Source organism: Brevibacterium linens (assembly GCF_003999335.1).
In the GTDB taxonomy this organism is placed as follows: Bacteria; Actinomycetota; Actinomycetes; order Actinomycetales; family Brevibacteriaceae; genus Brevibacterium; species Brevibacterium linens.
This window is the reverse complement of sequence record NZ_CP026734.1, coordinates 1754552-1770035: the sequence shown is the minus strand read 5'-3', so window position 1 is coordinate 1770035 and position 15484 is coordinate 1754552. Positions and strand designations below refer to the sequence as shown.

General features: G+C 64.6%; 14 protein-coding genes. 2 read left to right on the top strand and 12 right to left on the bottom strand.

Annotated features, from left to right (window positions below; translation table 11 throughout):
* Nucleotides 1–12: 12 nt before the first annotated feature.
* From CXR29_RS07955 to CXR29_RS07915, 10 genes are all read right to left on the bottom strand, one after another.
* On the bottom strand, nucleotides 13–1500 hold the full coding sequence (locus tag CXR29_RS07955; RefSeq protein ID WP_127364293.1) for a hypothetical protein: 1488 nt from the start codon (nucleotides 1498–1500) through the stop codon (nucleotides 13–15).
* Nucleotides 1493–2098, bottom strand: a complete 606-nt coding sequence (gene nadD, locus CXR29_RS07950) for a nicotinate-nucleotide adenylyltransferase (RefSeq protein WP_035319614.1) — start codon at nucleotides 2096–2098, stop codon at nucleotides 1493–1495. The genes CXR29_RS07955 and nadD overlap by 8 nt, the downstream gene beginning before the upstream one ends.
* A gap of 1 nt (nucleotide 2099) precedes the next feature.
* Nucleotides 2100–2261: a hypothetical protein gene (locus CXR29_RS17280; RefSeq protein ID WP_155807341.1), complete on the bottom strand. Its 162-nt coding sequence runs from the start codon at nucleotides 2259–2261 to the stop codon at nucleotides 2100–2102.
* A gap of 173 nt (nucleotides 2262–2434) precedes the next feature.
* Nucleotides 2435–3724: a glutamate-5-semialdehyde dehydrogenase gene (locus CXR29_RS07945; RefSeq protein WP_127364292.1), complete on the bottom strand. Its 1290-nt coding sequence runs from the start codon at nucleotides 3722–3724 to the stop codon at nucleotides 2435–2437.
* A 3-nt stretch (nucleotides 3725–3727) separates the two neighbouring features.
* Entirely contained in the window at nucleotides 3728–4891 is a 1164-nt protein-coding gene (proB, locus tag CXR29_RS07940) for a glutamate 5-kinase (RefSeq protein WP_127364291.1), read from the bottom strand.
* Nucleotides 4888–6453 (bottom strand): GTPase ObgE, encoded by a 1566-nt coding sequence (obgE, locus tag CXR29_RS07935; protein ID WP_101553970.1) that lies wholly within the window; start codon nucleotides 6451–6453, stop codon nucleotides 4888–4890. Before obgE ends, proB begins: the two co-directional genes overlap by 4 nt.
* Nucleotides 6454–6555: 102 nt before the next feature.
* Nucleotides 6556–6807 (bottom strand): 50S ribosomal protein L27, encoded by a 252-nt coding sequence (gene rpmA / locus CXR29_RS07930; RefSeq protein WP_025776788.1) that lies wholly within the window; start codon nucleotides 6805–6807, stop codon nucleotides 6556–6558.
* A gap of 15 nt (nucleotides 6808–6822) precedes the next feature.
* On the bottom strand, nucleotides 6823–7131 hold the full coding sequence (rplU, locus tag CXR29_RS07925; RefSeq protein WP_025776790.1) for a 50S ribosomal protein L21: 309 nt from the start codon (nucleotides 7129–7131) through the stop codon (nucleotides 6823–6825).
* 247 nt (nucleotides 7132–7378) lie between these two features.
* Entirely contained in the window at nucleotides 7379–7696 is a 318-nt protein-coding gene (locus tag CXR29_RS07920; protein ID WP_025776791.1) for a chorismate mutase, read from the bottom strand.
* Between the two features lie 125 nt (nucleotides 7697–7821).
* Nucleotides 7822–9351 (bottom strand): alanine/glycine:cation symporter family protein, encoded by a 1530-nt coding sequence (locus tag CXR29_RS07915; RefSeq protein WP_127364290.1) that lies wholly within the window; start codon nucleotides 9349–9351, stop codon nucleotides 7822–7824.
* Between the two features lie 286 nt (nucleotides 9352–9637).
* On the opposite strand from CXR29_RS07915, the gene CXR29_RS07910 reads away from it, so the two are divergent.
* Entirely contained in the window at nucleotides 9638–10888 is a 1251-nt protein-coding gene (locus tag CXR29_RS07910; protein WP_241241639.1) for an SPFH domain-containing protein, read from the top strand.
* A gap of 89 nt (nucleotides 10889–10977) precedes the next feature.
* On the opposite strand, the gene CXR29_RS07905 is transcribed toward CXR29_RS07910, so the two are convergent.
* Entirely contained in the window at nucleotides 10978–13950 is a 2973-nt protein-coding gene (locus CXR29_RS07905; protein WP_241241638.1) for an Rne/Rng family ribonuclease, read from the bottom strand.
* Between the two features lie 301 nt (nucleotides 13951–14251).
* Here CXR29_RS07905 and CXR29_RS07900 point away from each other — a divergent pair, with 301 nt between their 5' ends.
* Nucleotides 14252–14899, top strand: coding sequence for a vitamin K epoxide reductase family protein (locus CXR29_RS07900; RefSeq protein ID WP_101593623.1), 648 nt, complete (start codon nucleotides 14252–14254; stop codon nucleotides 14897–14899).
* A gap of 153 nt (nucleotides 14900–15052) precedes the next feature.
* Here the strand turns inward: CXR29_RS07900 and ndk are convergent, their stop codons facing one another.
* Nucleotides 15053–15472: a nucleoside-diphosphate kinase gene (gene ndk, locus CXR29_RS07895; RefSeq protein ID WP_101553966.1), complete on the bottom strand. Its 420-nt coding sequence runs from the start codon at nucleotides 15470–15472 to the stop codon at nucleotides 15053–15055.
* Nucleotides 15473–15484: the final 12 nt, after the last annotated feature.

The window sequence follows — 15484 nt, the reverse complement described above, 5'->3', positions numbered from 1 at the left end:
CCCGTGTGATGTTCAGAGGAACATGACGAGGGCGATGACGATGAGGGCCAAGGCGAAGAACGCGGCGACGCCGAGGACGATATAGGGCATCTTCGAGGGCTCTTCGCCCATGAGGATCTGACCGTCCTGCCCGGTGACCGAGCTGGCTCGGATGCGTGAGCCGGGAGGGTTCTCGGTCTCTTCGTCTTCGTAGTCGGCATTCGGCAGCGACCAGGCTTCGGGCACTGCGTCCATCGGGCGGGTCTCCGGGTTGGCGGCCAATGCGCGCGCCGCGTCATCGGAGCCGGCGTCACCCGGCGACTGATCTGCACCGTCGGACGCCGTGCCGGTCTGCGACTCTTCGCCGCGGACAGAGTCCGGGGTCTGCTGTCGCTGAGTTTCGCTCCCGCGCGCATCATCGACTTCGGGGATCTGAGCCGACGCGGCGGTGACGACGCGCACTCCGGACGTCGAGGGAGGCTGCACGATCGGCATCCGCCGCGAACGGGACGCGGGCTCGGGCTCGCTTGCGGCATCTGCCTCGGGCGTCGCAGCCGGCTCGTCCGCGGAAGCAGGTTCGTCCGCGGGAGCAGGTTCGCCTGCGGGAACGGCACCAGCGGCAGCTTCCGAGTCTGCTTTGTCGGCCGAGCCGCTCTGATCCGCCGATTCGGTCTGGTCCGCGGCATCGGCCGGCTTCTCGTTCTCGGACTCGTCTCCGAGCGCCGGAGCATCTGCGTCGAGGGCCGAGTACGGCATCGACAGCGCGTCGTAGGGCTCGCTGTCCACGGTCGTCGGCCGCGGTGCCGAGTCAGCAGTGACGGGGGCCTCGAAATCACGGGCGGCGACCTCTTCGGTATCTCCCCCGAAACCGGCGGTGTCATAGGATTCGTGCTCGGTGCCCGCGGCATTCGCATCCGGGCTCGACACGGACGAGGCATCTGCAGGGTCGGCTGCGGCGTCCGTGTCGGATGCGTCTGACTCGACGGCATCCGAGCCGGTGGCTTCCGACTGTGTGGCCTCCGATTCCGGGACCTCCGGGATCGGACCGGTCAAGCGACCCTCGGCAGCGGCCTGGCGTTCGGCCAGTTCCTGCTCGTCGGCCACAACCGGCATCGCGCCGGTGGACAGATCGCCGTTCAGCGAGAGTCCGTGTTCGCGCAGGTACCGCTTCTTCTCTGCTCGGGTCTGGAAGTGCGGCAGCGGAGTCCGAGTCGGGTCGAGACGGTCCTCGGCATGGACCGGGGGCCGCGACTCCTGCGGGTGGTCAGATGCCAGGGCACCGCGTTCGTGGCTGGTCCGTGGCGAAGGATCGGGGTCGATACGTGAGGCGGTGTCATCGCTGGTCTCGGCAGCGGGTTTCGCATCGGGCTTCTTCGGCGGCAGCGGATTGAGGAGCCCCGCGCGAGAGTTCGGAGCCTCCTTCGGCTGCTCAGGAACCTCTCGTGCTTCGAACGCCTGTTCCGCCGCCAGCCTCTCGGCTTCCCGCCGTGCTCGACGTGACGTGAACTGCTCCTCAGCCATTCTCACTCCTGTACAACTCGTACTTCGCGATGTACTGCACTACGCCGTCCGGCACGAGGTACCAGACAGGTGCACCATCCATCACCCGTTGTCTGCAATCCGTGGACGATATCGCCAGTGCAGGGATCTGCACGAGACTCAGCCGATCGACCGGCAGTCCTTCACCATGGAGTTCGTGCCCGGGCCGACTGACGCCGACGAAGTGAGCCAGGGAAAACAGCTCATCCACATTCTTCCACGTCAGGATCTGAGCCAAAGCGTCCGCGCCGGTGATGAAGAACAACTCGGTATCGGGACCATAGCTGCGGGCGAGGTCCCGCAGCGTATCGATCGTATACGTCGGGCCCGGTCGGTCGACATCGGCTCGAGAGACGGTGAACCGGGGATTCGATGCCGTCGCGATGACCGTCATCAGATACCGGTGCTCGGCGCTGCTGACCTCTTCGACGTCCTTCTGATACGGCCGTCCTGTGGGGACGAAGACCACCTCGTCGAGGTCGAAGGTCGCCTGAACCTCACTGGCCGCGACGAGGTGGCCGTTGTGGACGGGGTCGAAGGTGCCGCCCATGACACCGACTCTGCGTCTGTGCTCTGCCATATCAGTGGCGGTGCGAGATGCCCTTCCACGACCGAGACACCAGGCCCATCGTGATGAAGATCGCCAGGGTGATGAGTCCGTACCAGATCGGATCCATCGGCAGCTCGACGTGGGCGGCGTGCTCCCCACCTTCGGCTGCGGCGGCCATAATGGCTGCGTTCACGTCTTTTCTCCTTACTCAGTGTCCGACGCGCACAAGCGCGTCGGCGTCATTACCTTCTCAGTTTCTCATGAACGACCCAGGAATCCGGCATCGACATGACATCTTCCTCTTCCGACGGCTCCCCCGATCGGGGGTCCCCAACCGATCGGGCGGGTGTCGGAATCGCCGGCGGCTCAGGAACGGACCTGTCCGTTGCCCATCATCACCCACTTCGTCGTCGTCAGCTGCTCGAGTCCCATGGGACCGCGTGCATGCAGCTTCTGCGTGGAAATTCCCACTTCTGCGCCGAAGCCCAGCTCTCCCCCGTCGGTGAATCGGGTGGAGACGTTGACCCCCACCGCTGCGGCATCGATGGCTGTGACGAAGGTGTCGGCGTTGTCGAGGTCCTTCGTCACGATCACTTCGGTGTGGCCGGAGCTGTAGGCGCGGATGTGGTCGATGGCCTCTTCGATTCCGGAGACGAGTTTGATGGCGATCTCCAGCCCCAGATACTCCTTGGCCCAGTCACGTCGTGACACCCGGCGAATCTTCATCCCCGCAGGTGCCAGTGCTGAGACGTCCGAGTCGGCGTGGACGATGACTCCAGCGCCGTCGAGCCGTTCGAGGATCTTCGGCAGCACACGCTTCGCGGCTTTCTCGTGGACGAGGAGGGTCTCCAACGAGTTGCACACGCTGGGACGATGCGTCTTCGAATTCAGCACGAGATCGACGGAGGTCTTCACGGTGGCGGTGGAGTCGATGAACATGTGCACATTGCCCACCCCGGTTTCGATGACGGGCACGATCGATTCCTGCACGACCATGTTGATCAGATCGGCGCCGCCTCGGGGAATGAGCAGATCGACGTAGTCGCGGGCGTTCATGAGCACGTGCGCACCCTCGCGTCCGTACTGGTCGATGCCGCTGATCGAGTCGGCCGGAAGTCCCGCCGATTCGACTGCGCGGCGGAGGATGGAGATGATCTCCGTGTTCGAGTTCTGGGCCGCCGACCCGCCGCGCAGGACCGAGGCGTTGCCGGACTTCAGGGCGAGGACGGCGATGTCGACGGTGACGTTCGGACGGGCTTCGTAGATCGCGCCGATGACACCCATGGGCACGCGATTCTGGGTCAGCCGGATGCCGTTGGGCAGAGTCCGGCCGACGACGACATCGCCGACGGGATCGGCCAGGTCGATGACGTCCTCGACGGAATCGGCGATCGCGGCGATGCGATCGGCGTCGAGGCGCAGACGATCGAGCAGAGCGTCGCTCATCCCGTTCTCGGTGCCGGCTGCGATATCGGCATCGTTGGCTTTGACGATGCGGTCGGTGCTGCTGCGCAGAGCGTCGGCGATGGCGCCGAGCGCTGCATTCTTCTCCGCGGTCGAGGTCGTCGCCAACAGACTCGACGCGGCCTTGGCATTGCGGACGATGCGGGTGACTCCGCGCGCGGTCTTCGGGTGGATCTCGGCTGCTGCTGTCATGGGCTATCTCCCCCCGCTCACGTGTGTGAGAACGAGATCGTTTCGATGGATGACCTCTTTACGGTAATCATTTCCCAGACGGGTGCCAAGTTCCTCGGTCGTGGACCGGAACATCAGCGGCAGCTCCGCCGAGGAGAAGTTCGACATACCGCGAGCGATGACATCACCGGCGGGGTTGCGGATCTCGACAGGATCACCGGCCTCGAACTCTCCGCTGCAGGCGGTGACACCGGCCGCGAGCAGGGAGGTTCCACGGGAGAGCACAGCGGCCTCGGCTCCGTGGTCGATCGTGATCGAGCCGAAGGTGCGAGCGAGATGGCGCAGCCACAGCAGACGGGTGCCCCGCCGTTTGTGTGTGACCGCGAAATAGGTGCCCACATTCTCGCCGGTCAGCGCCCAGGCCGCCTGCGGTGCCGAGGTCAGCACGGCCGGAATGCCGGAATCGGCGACCATGATCGCGGCATCGACCTTCGTGGCCATTCCGCCGGTGCCCGTGCCTGCGGTCCCGACGCCGCCGATGGTGAGTTCGTCGAGGTCGCGTGGACCGTGGACGCGGTCGATCAGCCGAGAGTCGGGCTGATCCGGAGGACCCGAGTAGAGCGCGTCGACATCGGACAGCAGCACCAGCGCATCGGCGTGGGAGAGGTGGGCGACCAGCGCGGCCAGGCGGTCGTTGTCGCCGAAGCGGATCTCTTCGGTCGCCACAGCGTCGTTCTCATTGACGATGGGCAGCGTGCCCAGGGCCAGGAGTTTGTCGATGGCACGTTGGGCGTTCTTGTACTGGGTGCGGCGGATGAGGTCGTCGGCGCTCAGCAGCACCTGGCCGGGAACGAGGTCGTAGCGCCCCAGAGCCCGCGTATAGGCGGCCATGAGCAGTCCCTGGCCGACCCCGGCGGCCGCCTGTTGGCTGGCCAGATCCCTCGGACGCTTCTTCAGTCCCATCGGTTCCAGCCCCGCCGCGATCGCACCTGAGGAGACGAGGATGACTTCGTGACCGGCCGACCGGTGGGCACCGATGACATCGGTCAAGGCGATGAGTTTGGCTTCGTCGAGTCCGCCGTCGATCGTCGTCAGCGAGGAGGAGCCGACCTTGACGACGACACGACGGGCGCGGGCGATGTCATCACGGACGGACGCTGCGGAGGAGTCCGCCTGCACTGCGCTCACTCTTCGCCGGCTCCCTCGGCAGACTCCGTCGCAGGTGCACCGTCAGCGCTGTCACGGTGTGTACGTTCGGCCAGGCGCTCCTGTTCGAACTCCGCCCGAGTCGCGGCCTTCGCGTCCATCTTCTCGTGATAGGCGGCTTTGCGCTCCTTGCGAGTGGCTCGCGATTCCTCGTCGAGCCGGGCATCCGATCCGCGGGAGCCCAGCAGCTCGGCACCGCCGACGGTCGTGGGATCCCAGTCGAAGACGACTCCATCGTCTCCGCCCACGACGATCGTGTCACCAGGTTTGGCACCGGCCTTGAACAGGGCCTCCTCGACTCCGAGGTGGTCGAGCCGGTCGGCGAGGTAGCCGACGGCCTCGTCGTTGCCGAAATCCGTCTGCTGCACCCATCGCCGAGGCTTGTCGCCGAGGACACGGAACAGCGGACCGTCGGCGCTGCGTTCAGAACGGACTTCGAATCCGCGATCGTCGACGGCCTTCGGACGGATGACCACGCGCTGCGGAGTCGCCTCCAGCTCGGCGCGGCGCTCCCGCTCGGCGAGCACGAGTTCGGCCATGGCGAACGAGAGTTCCCGCAGACCCGCATGGCTGACAGCGGAGATCTCGAAGACACGGTAGCCGGCGGCCTCGAGGTCGGGTCGGACGATATCGGCGAGGTCACGTCCGTCGGGGATGTCGACTTTGTTCAGCGCCACGAGTTTCGGCCGTTCGGACAGCGGGAGGAGTCCGCTGCCATCGTCGAGGTCGACGGCATAGGCGGCGAGTTCGGATTCGATGATCGTGAGGTCGGAGACGGGATCGCGTCCGGGCTCCCACGTGGCCATGTCGATGACGTGAACGAGTCCCGCGCAGCGTTCGACGTGGCGGAGGAACTCGAGACCGAGTCCCTTGCCCTCCGATGCTCCGGGGATGAGCCCCGGAACGTCGGCGACCGTGTAACGCGTGTCGCCGGCCTGAACGACGCCGAGGTTGGGCACGAGCGTGGTGAACGGGTAGTCGGCGATCTTCGGCTTCGCGGCCGAGAGAGCCGCGATGAGACTCGACTTGCCCGCCGATGGGTAGCCCACCAGTGCGATATCGGCGATCGTCTTCAGTTCGAGCACCAGGCTCAGCGTCTGTCCGGGCTCGCCGAGGAGCGCGAAGCCGGGGGCCTTGCGCTTCGCCGATGCCAGCGCAGCATTGCCGAGACCGCCGCGACCTCCGGCGGCAGCGGTGAATTCGGTTCCGTCATCGACGAGGTCGGCGATGACATCGCCGTTGGTGTTCTTCACGACCGTGCCTTCGGGAACGTCGACGATGAGGTCTCTTCCGTCGGCGCCGTGCTTCAGGTCGCCCTTGCCGATCCCGCCGTCATCGGCACGGACGTGCGGACGGTGGTGGAGGGGAAGCAGGGTCGTGGTCTGGCGGTCGACGCGGAAGATGATGTTCCCGCCGTTGCCGCCGTCGGCGCCGTCGGGTCCGCCGAGCGGTTTGAACTTCTCACGCCTGATCGAGGCACACCCGTTCCCACCTGCGCCTGCGGCGAGATGAACGGTGACACGGTCTACGAACTCGGTGGCCATAATGTCCTTATATCAGATGAAGGGTGAGTCGTTCGACTCACCCTTCATGCTCCCTTGACTCAGGGAGAGATCATATTGACGACGGAACGGATCCGGGGAGGATCAGGCTCCGACGATGTTGACGATCTTGCGACCGTTGCGGGTGCCGAATTCCACGGCTCCGGCAGTCAGAGCGAAGAGGGTATCGTCTCCTCCACGGCCGACATTGGCTCCGGGGTGGAACTTGGTTCCGCGCTGGCGGACAATGATCTCGCCGGCCTTGACGGCCTGGCCGCCGAAGCGCTTCACGCCGAGGTACTGTGGGTTCGAGTCGCGACCGTTGCGGGTCGAGCTGACTCCCTTTTTGCTTGCCATGTGAGAAGTCTCCTCTTACTTGATGTTCGTGATCTTCAGGCGGGTGAGGTCCTGGCGGTGGCCCTGACGCTTCTTGTACCCGGTCTTGTTCTTGTACTTCTGGATCACAATCTTGGGACCGCGGAGTTCACCGGCGACCTCAGCGCTGACCGAGACCTTCGCCAGAGCGTCGGGATCGGTCGTGACCGTCTCACCGTCGACAAGAAGTACGGCATCGAGTTCGACGCTGTCTCCAGCCTTCGCCTTCATACGGTTGACTGTGATGATATCGCCGACGCTCACCTTTTCCTGGTGGCCCCCGGCACGGACGATGGCATAGACCATGCTCGAACCCTCTTTCTGCTAAAACACAAACGAACGGCGGTTGTCCCTTGGCTGCCGCGGGACGAACCCGCAGACATCCCATTGAGAGGAATCACCAGCCGTGGCGCGTCACGCGCACCGACGGTCAAGTCTAATCGAGAGCACACAGCATCGGCAAACCCACGCCCCATCGGCATGCGGACGATCTGCGTATTGTGAGCCATCTCTCGTTCGTCCGCAGAAAGGGCGCGATCCTCGCTTCTGCGACTCAGCTCTCGCGTGCCTCTGCGATGCGTTCGTGCCGGCGGATGACCTCGGCGACGATGAACGCCAGGAACTTCTCCGCGAACTCTGGATCCAGGTGGGACTCCTCGGCGAGCTCCCGCAGCCGGGCGACCTGCCTGGCCTCCCGGGACTCGTCGGCCGGAGGCAGACCGTGGTCGGCTTTGAGTTCGCCGACGCGCTCGGTGAGTTTGAAGCGCTCGGCGAGGAGATGAACGAGGGAGGCATCGATATTGTCGATGCTGCCCCGCAGCTCCTGCAGCCGTTCGACCGCGCGTGTTCTGTCGTCTCTGTTCTCATCCACGCGCCCAGTCTATCGATGGCCGGACATGCCTGTGCGCCGCGTCCGAATGGGCGCGGCGCACAGGCATCCTTGATCGAGGAGGTCCCCTCCGGTTGAGTTGCCTTTCCGGTCGAGGAGGCTCGGATTCAGGCGGGCTGGTCGACCGGGACCGCGTCGGTCGTGTCCGGGTCGTTCAATGTTCCGGCCTTGCGGTCGGCGAGGTACTTCTTCATCTCCTTCTTGACCACCGGCATGAGCATGTAGAGGCCGAGGATGTTGATGAAGGCACACATGAAGAGTGCGGCGTCCGCGAACTCGACGACCTTCGAGAAGGTCGCCACACAGCCGACGACGACGAAGAGGCAGACCAGTGTGCGGAAGACGGTGACGCTGGCCTTCGCATTGCCGAACAGGTAGCTCCATGCCCGCTCTCCGTAGTACGCCCAGGTGATGAGGGTCGAGAAGGCGAACAGCGCGACAGCGATGGCCAGCAGGACCGGGTACCACGAGGCGACGGTCGAGAAGGCGTCCGAAGTCAGGGCCACGCCCCCGATCTCACCGGCGCCGAGGTCCTCTCGGTAGGAGGCCTGATTGGCGACGATGATCGTCAGCGCCGTCATGGTGCAGACGACGACCGTATCGATGAAGGGCTCGAGGAGTCCTACGAATCCCTCGGAGATCGGACGGCGGGTCTTGACCGCCGAGTGGGCGATCGGTGCCGATCCGATGCCGGCCTCGTTGGAGAACGCCGAACGCTGGAAGCCGATGATCATGACTCCGACAATGCCGCCGGCCACACCCTGCGGGTTGAACGCCCCGGCGAAGATCTCACCGATAGCGGCCGGGATGTTCGAGAAGTTGAGCCCGAGCACGAGGAGACATGAGATGACGTAGAAGATGGCCATACCGGGAACGAGCTTGTCGGTGACCTTCGCGATCGAACGGATCCCGCCGAGGATGACCAGGGCGACGAGCGCTGCGAAGATGATTCCGAAGATGAGCGAGGCGAAGGGCCCGGCGAGGATCCCGTCGTCGCCGCCCGTGGCCGTGCGGACCTGGGCAAAGGTCTGATTGGCCTGGAACATGCCGCCGCCGACGATGCCGAAGATGAGGATGGCGATGGCGAACAGTCCGGTGAGCACCGTGGCCACCGGCTTGGAGAAGCGGCGGAAGGCCACAGGGAGATACTTGAATGGTCCGCCGTGGACCACCCCGTTCTCGTCGATCTCACGGTATTTCACTCCGAGGGTGCATTCGACGAACTTCGTGCACATGCCCAAGAGACCGGCGATGATCATCCAGAAGGTCGCACCTGGACCGCCGAGGGCGATAGCCACACCGACACCGGCGATATTGCCGAGACCGACGGTACCCGACAGCGCGGAGGCGAGAGCCTGGAAGTGAGTGACCTCACCGGGGTCGGACTTCGACGAGTATTTGCCACGGATGATCTCGAGCGACAGTTTCGCCCCTCGAGCTTGGATGAAGCCGAAGTAGACGGTGAAGACCCCGGCCGCGAAGATCAGCCACAGGACGACGAAGGGAAACGAGATCGATCCGATGGTGATCGGAAAGAAGATGACGCTGCCGAACCACGTCGCGATCGGATCGAACCATGAGTTGATGGCATCGTCGACCGGAGAGGCCGTCGCTGCTGAAATGAAGAAATTGTTCATAGTGTGACAATCTACTGAGACCTGCGTCACATTCAAGCGTTCCACCTAATGGGACGCGTTCAGTTATCGAACTGTTACGAAACAGGCGGCTCTGCGGCCATTTGAGATTCGTGTCTCATCAGCTGGCTAGACTGGGACCATGACTCAGAACCCTCAGCAACCAGGCCAGCGGCCGCCGCGGTCTCCCAACTCATCCGCCGATCGCGGGCCGATTCCCAGCGGAGATCCGAGCACGCACATCCAAGCCGGGCACAGTCAGCCTGCGGCATACCCCGGTGCGGAGGCAGTGACGAATCCCAACGGGCACTATGGATCCCAGGGAGCACAATCCGCGTCGATCGGTGGTTCGGAGGCGACGGCACAGTATGGTCCGCCCGCCGGAGCTCAGGCGAACACCGGTGCCCCGCCGCACCACGGTGAAGGCTCACCCCTGCCGCCGACACGGCGGAGTCGTCGTCACCTCGAACAGGGTCCCGGTTCAGGCCCGGGGTCCGGTTCCGGCGCTGGACCCACCGCACCGCAGACACCGGACCGCGGACCCCGACGCTCATCTGTGCAGGCGCCGAACGCCGGCCGGCCTCCCGCGGGGCCGGGGCAGCCCGACTCGGCCCCCACGCGCATCGTCTCCCCCGACGGTGAACGCGTGCGCGAGAAGCCGGCCGGCGGGGTCTCGGGCTATTTCGCTATCGTCGGTGCCATCGCCCTGCTCCTCGCCGCTGTGCTCATGGGCATCATCGGCTTCGTCATGAGCTTCGCCCAGGTCGCCGTCGGCGTCGTCCTCTTCGTCATCGCCGTGCTGTGCTTCATCGCCTCGATGTTCCTGTTCAGGGGATGCACCTCGGTCGCGCCCGGACATGCCGTCGTCCTCCAGCTCTACGGCAAGTACGTCGGCACGGTCAGACGTTCGGGACTGCGATTCGTCAATCCCTTCTACACGAAGGACCAGATCTCGACGCGCATCCGCAATCATGAGACCTCGACCCTGAAAGTCAACGATCTCGACGGCAATCCCATCGAGATCGGCGCCGTCGTCGTCTGGCAGGTCAGGGACACCGCGCAGGCGATGTTCGAGGTCGATGACTTCGAGGAGTTCGTCGCCATCCAGGCGGAGACCGCCGTTCGGCACATCGCAAACTCCTATGCCTACGATTCCTCGGATCCTCGCCGTATGTCTCTGCGCGACAACGCCGACGAGATCACCTCGCGACTCTCCGATGAGGTCGCCGCCAGAGTGATGGCCGCGGGCGTGACCGTCATCGAATCGCGCATCACCCAATTGGCCTATGCTCCGGAGATCGCCCGTGCCATGCTCCAGCGCCAACAGGCCACAGCCGTCGTTGCGGCTCGTCAGCTCATCGTCGAAGGCGCCGTCGGCATGGTGGAGACGGCGATCGAAGAGATCGAAGGACGTCAGATCGTCAGACTCGGGCAGTCCGAACGCAGCGATCTCGTGTCGAACCTGATGATCGTTCTCTGCGGTGATCAGGCGGCGCAGCCGACGATCAGCACCACCCGCAATCAGCAGTCGGCAGACTGACCGGCCCGAGCCGCGCCTGCCGAAGACGACAGCGCCCCGTCGACGGATGACGTCGACGGGGCGTCTGCTGTCTCAACGACGCAGTGGTGTCAGTCCTGACCGATGATGACGAACGAACTCGGCAGCTGTTCCTGCTTGGGGGCAGGAGACTTCTTCACCGGTTCGCTCTTCTTCGCCGGAGCGCTCTTGACCGGTGCGGCGGCAGCGACCTTCGTCTCGCTGTCCGCGCCGATCATCAACGGCAGGTCCTTCGGCTCTTCGGAGGCCGGTTCGGATTCGGCTGCAGGCTTCCGTTCGGCAGCCGGCGTCGGTTCGCCGGTGCTCTGTTCCCCGCTGCTCGACTTCTCTGCGCTCGACTTCTCGTCGGTCGCCGTCTCCTGTGCTTCGTCGCTGCGGTTCGAGCGGGAACGGCGGCGACCGCTGCGTGAACGCGAGCGGGACTTGCCGGTCTCGTCGCCGTTCGTCGAGTCAGCAGTCTGAGCGTTCGACGTCGACTCGGTCGCTTCGGTGTCGTCCTTCTTCAGGGTGGCCTTCGCGATCGCGGCGACGGCCGACCGGGACGCATCCGATGACACGGTCTCCTCGGTCGACTCGGACTCGCCGTGTTTGGTCTTCGAACCCGAGTCGCTCCGACGCTTCCGATCACGACGGTTGTCGTGGTTGGACCGGTTGCCGCGATGAGCCTTCGAGCCGTCTTCTTCCGATCCGGGCAGCAGCAGTCCCCGACCGGTGAGGTCCTCACCGGCGCTGACCAGGGATTCGGCGAGTCCGGTGCCGATGCGCTTGCGCGTCATCTGCACGAGACCCAGCGATGTCACCTCGGCGACCTGATGCTTCGTCCGGTCGCGACCGAGACACTCGACGAGCCGGCGGACCACGAGATCCCGGTTGGATTCGAGCACCATGTCGATGAAGTCGACGACGATGATGCCGCCGATGTCACGCAGACGGACCTGTCGAATGACCTCCTCGGCGGCTTCGAGGTTGTTGCGGGTCACCGTCTCCTCGAGGTTGCCTCCGGATCCGGTGAACTTGCCGGTGTTGACGTCGACGACCGTCATCGCTTCTGTGCGGTCGATGACGAGCGACCCTCCCGAGGGCAGATTCACCGTCCGCTGGAGAGCCTTCTGGATCTGCTCTTCGATCCGGTAGTGGTCGAAGATGTCCTTGTCCTCGTTGTAGCTGTGGACGCGTTCGAGCAGGTCCGGGGCCACCGATTCGACGTATTCGTGGATCGTGTTCCATGCACTGTCGCCGTCGATGACGAGCGAGCTGAAGTCCTCGTTGAAGACATCACGGATGATGCGCACGATCATGTCGGGCTCACTGTAGAGCAGCTGCGGCGCCAGCACCTTCGTCGACTTCGACTTCTTCTCGATCGTCTCCCATCGCTTGGCGAGACGATCGACGTCACGTGAGAGATCGGTGTCCGTGGCGCCTTCGGCGGCGGTGCGCACGATGACGCCGTTCGCATCGCCGACGAGCTGTTTGAGCAGCTTCTTCAGGCGTGCCCGCTCATTGTCGGGCAGCTTCCGTGAGATTCCCGTCATCGAGTTGCCGGGCACGTAGACGAGGAAACGCCCGGGCAGTGAGATCTGACCGGTCAGTCGGGCGCCCTTGTGCCCGACCGGATCCTTCGTCACCTGCACGAGCACGGCATCACCGGGACTCAGCGCGGTTTCGATGCGGCGGGCCTTGCCGTCCATGCCGAGTGCGTCCCAGTTGACTTCGCCGGCATAGAGCACGGCGTTGCGGCCCTTGCCGATGTCGATGAAAGCCGCTTCCATGCTCGGCAGCACGTTCTGCACCTTGCCCAGGTAGACGTTGCCGATCAGCGATGACTGTTGCCGGTTCTCCTTGAGGTAGTGCTCGACCGCGATCCCGTCTTCGACGACGACGAGCTGTGTCTGGTCGCCGTTCTCCCGCACCAGCATGGTGCGGTCGACGGACTCACGCCGGGCGAGGAACTCGGCCTCGGTGATGATGGGACGACGACGTCCGGCTTCGCGTCCTTCCTTGCGCCGCTGGCGCTTGGCCTCGAGCCGGGTCGATCCCTTGAGCGAGGTGACCTCGTCGCGGTCGGTGCTGCGTGTGCGGGAGCGACGACGGCGGCGCCGGCGTGAACCGGAGTCGGAGTCATCGTCGTCGTCGTCCGAATGGGAATCGTCGGAGGCTTTGTGGTCGGAGTCCTTGTGATCCGACTTCGACGGCGAGTCATCGCCGTCCGCATCGGAGCTCTGCTTCGAACCGCGTCTGTTCGACCGTGCTCCTCGCTTCGACGACTTCGAACTCTGCCCGTCGGCGGCATCCGAGGTCTCGTCCGCGGAGTCCTTCGCGTCGTCGGCGGAGTCCGCGGAATCGTCGTGTGAGTCATCGCGATTGCGCGAGCGACGTCCGCGCCCGCCTCGGCGCCTGCGCGGTCCGGCTGCGGACTCGTCCTCGTCGTTGTCGTTCTGCCTGTTCTCCTGCGAGGACGACGCGTCGTCATCGGAGTCGCGGGAATCGTCCCAGTCGTCGGAGTCGTCCTCGATCGTGACGACCTCAGCGTGTTCGGCCTTCGGCACCTGAAAGATCAGACCGCCGTCGTAGGGTGCCGCAGGGGGGGTGCGGGGTTCGGGTGCGGCAGCCGGCGGCGCAGGTGCCGCGAAGGGATTGCGCGGGTCGAAGCTCGGCGCCGCCTGAGCAGTCTCCGGTGCGCGGTCGGAGTTCCCGTTGTCAAAGCCTGCGCTGTCATCGGAATCGTGATCGGAATCGTCGTCGCTGTCGTCGTCCGAGTCACCTCGGACGAATTCCTCGAAGACGAGCCCCCGATTGGCCACCGCGTCACGTGCTGACTTCGGGCTGCCTCGGCGGGGGGCGGGCTCGTCCTCATCGGCGTCGTCGGCATCGCCGATGCGTAGCGATTCGGCCGCCTCGGCGATGTCATCGAGGCGTGCGCGCACGGTGTCGTCGACATCCTCGTGCTCGGCGTTCTTGGCACTGACCGTCTGCTGCAGATTCGCGAGGTCCGCGAGAATGCTTTCGGTCGGATCTGTCGACTCTGTACCGTCGGTATCGTTCATCGTATCTCCCAGTCCGAAGACGCCGTCCACACCGTACGGATCTTCGGATCCTTGCATGGTCCGCAATGGACCGAAACCTGTGGATGGCACATCAGGCTCGCGCTCAGCGCGTAGGCCTTCCGTGCTGCCTCATCTTGTTGTCGACCTGCGAGGTCGTACCCTCGACTCGGTGGAGGCACTTCTCCTGTTCGGTGTGAGAACAGGTATCCGTCTCCCCATTATGTCACAGAAGTGCCTTGTCTCTGGGGTTTCATGTGGTGCGGGGTTTGCCGCGCGGGACGCGGCCAGGCATTCTTGAGGAGTGAACACCGCACTGACTCGCTCCGATGACCTCGAAACCGCCGATACCGCCTCGTCGTGGGTGCTCAGATCCGCTCCGTTCGGGATCTTCCTCATCATCGCCTCCGTCATCGGCTTCCTCGCCTCGTTCTCTCTGTCGGCGGAGAAGTACGAGAAGCTGGCGAATCCGAACGTCGTGCTCTCCTGCGATCTCAACCCGTTCTTCTCCTGCGGTTCGGTCATGGAGCACGCCGAAGCAGAGCTCCTGGGCTTTCCCAATCAGCTCATGGGCATCGCGGCCTTCGTCTTCCCGTTGCTGCTCGGTGTGCTCATCCTGTCCGGAACCCGCCTGCCCCGTTGGGTGATGGTCGGCCTGAACATCGGTTTGGCCTGCGGCGTCGCGTTGGTGATGTTCCTGTTCTACATCTCGATCTACAAGATCGGCGTCGGCTGCCCGTGGTGCATCATCGTGTGGACCGTGACGATTCCGATGTTCATGGCCGTCACCGCCCGCAATCTGCTCACCGGAGCCTTCGGCCGTCGAGCCGCCGACAATGCCGTGCTGAGAGTTCTGGCCAAGGAGAACATCGCCCTGTCCGTGCTGTGGATGCTCATCATCTTCGCGTGCATCGTCGTGCAGTTCTGGGCGTTCTTCTCCAATCTGCTCTGATACCGCGAACGTGATCGTGATCCGAGCCGGCAGTCGCCGTCCTGTTCTCGAGCTGCGGAATCAGCGAAGGCGCCCCACCAAGTGGTGGGGCGCCCTCACCGCATCCGACCGGTGCGGGCCGGACTGCGGCCGTGTGCGATGTGCTGCGAACCGTCAGACTTCGGCCGGGTACCAGATCCCGATCTCGCGTTCGGCCGATTCGGTGGAATCTGATCCATGGACGAGATTCTTCTGCACCTTCTCACCCCAGTCGCGGCCGAGGTCGCCGCGGATCGTGCCGGGAGCCGCAGCCGTCGGGTCGGTGGCGCCCGCCAGCGACCGGAAGCCGGGGATGACGCCCTGTCCGGAGGCGATGATCGAGACGATCGGGCCCTCGGACATGAAGTCGACGAGCGGCTGGTAGAAGGGCTTGCCTTCGTGCTCGGCATAGTGTGCTGCCAGTTCGGCGGCAGTGGCCGAACGGAGATCCAAGGCGTCGATCGCATAGCCCTTGGCTTCGATTCGGGTCACGATCTGTCCGACGAGACCGCGAGCGACTCCGTCGGGCTTGATGAGGATGAGCGTACGTTCCATTCCGGTCCTTCC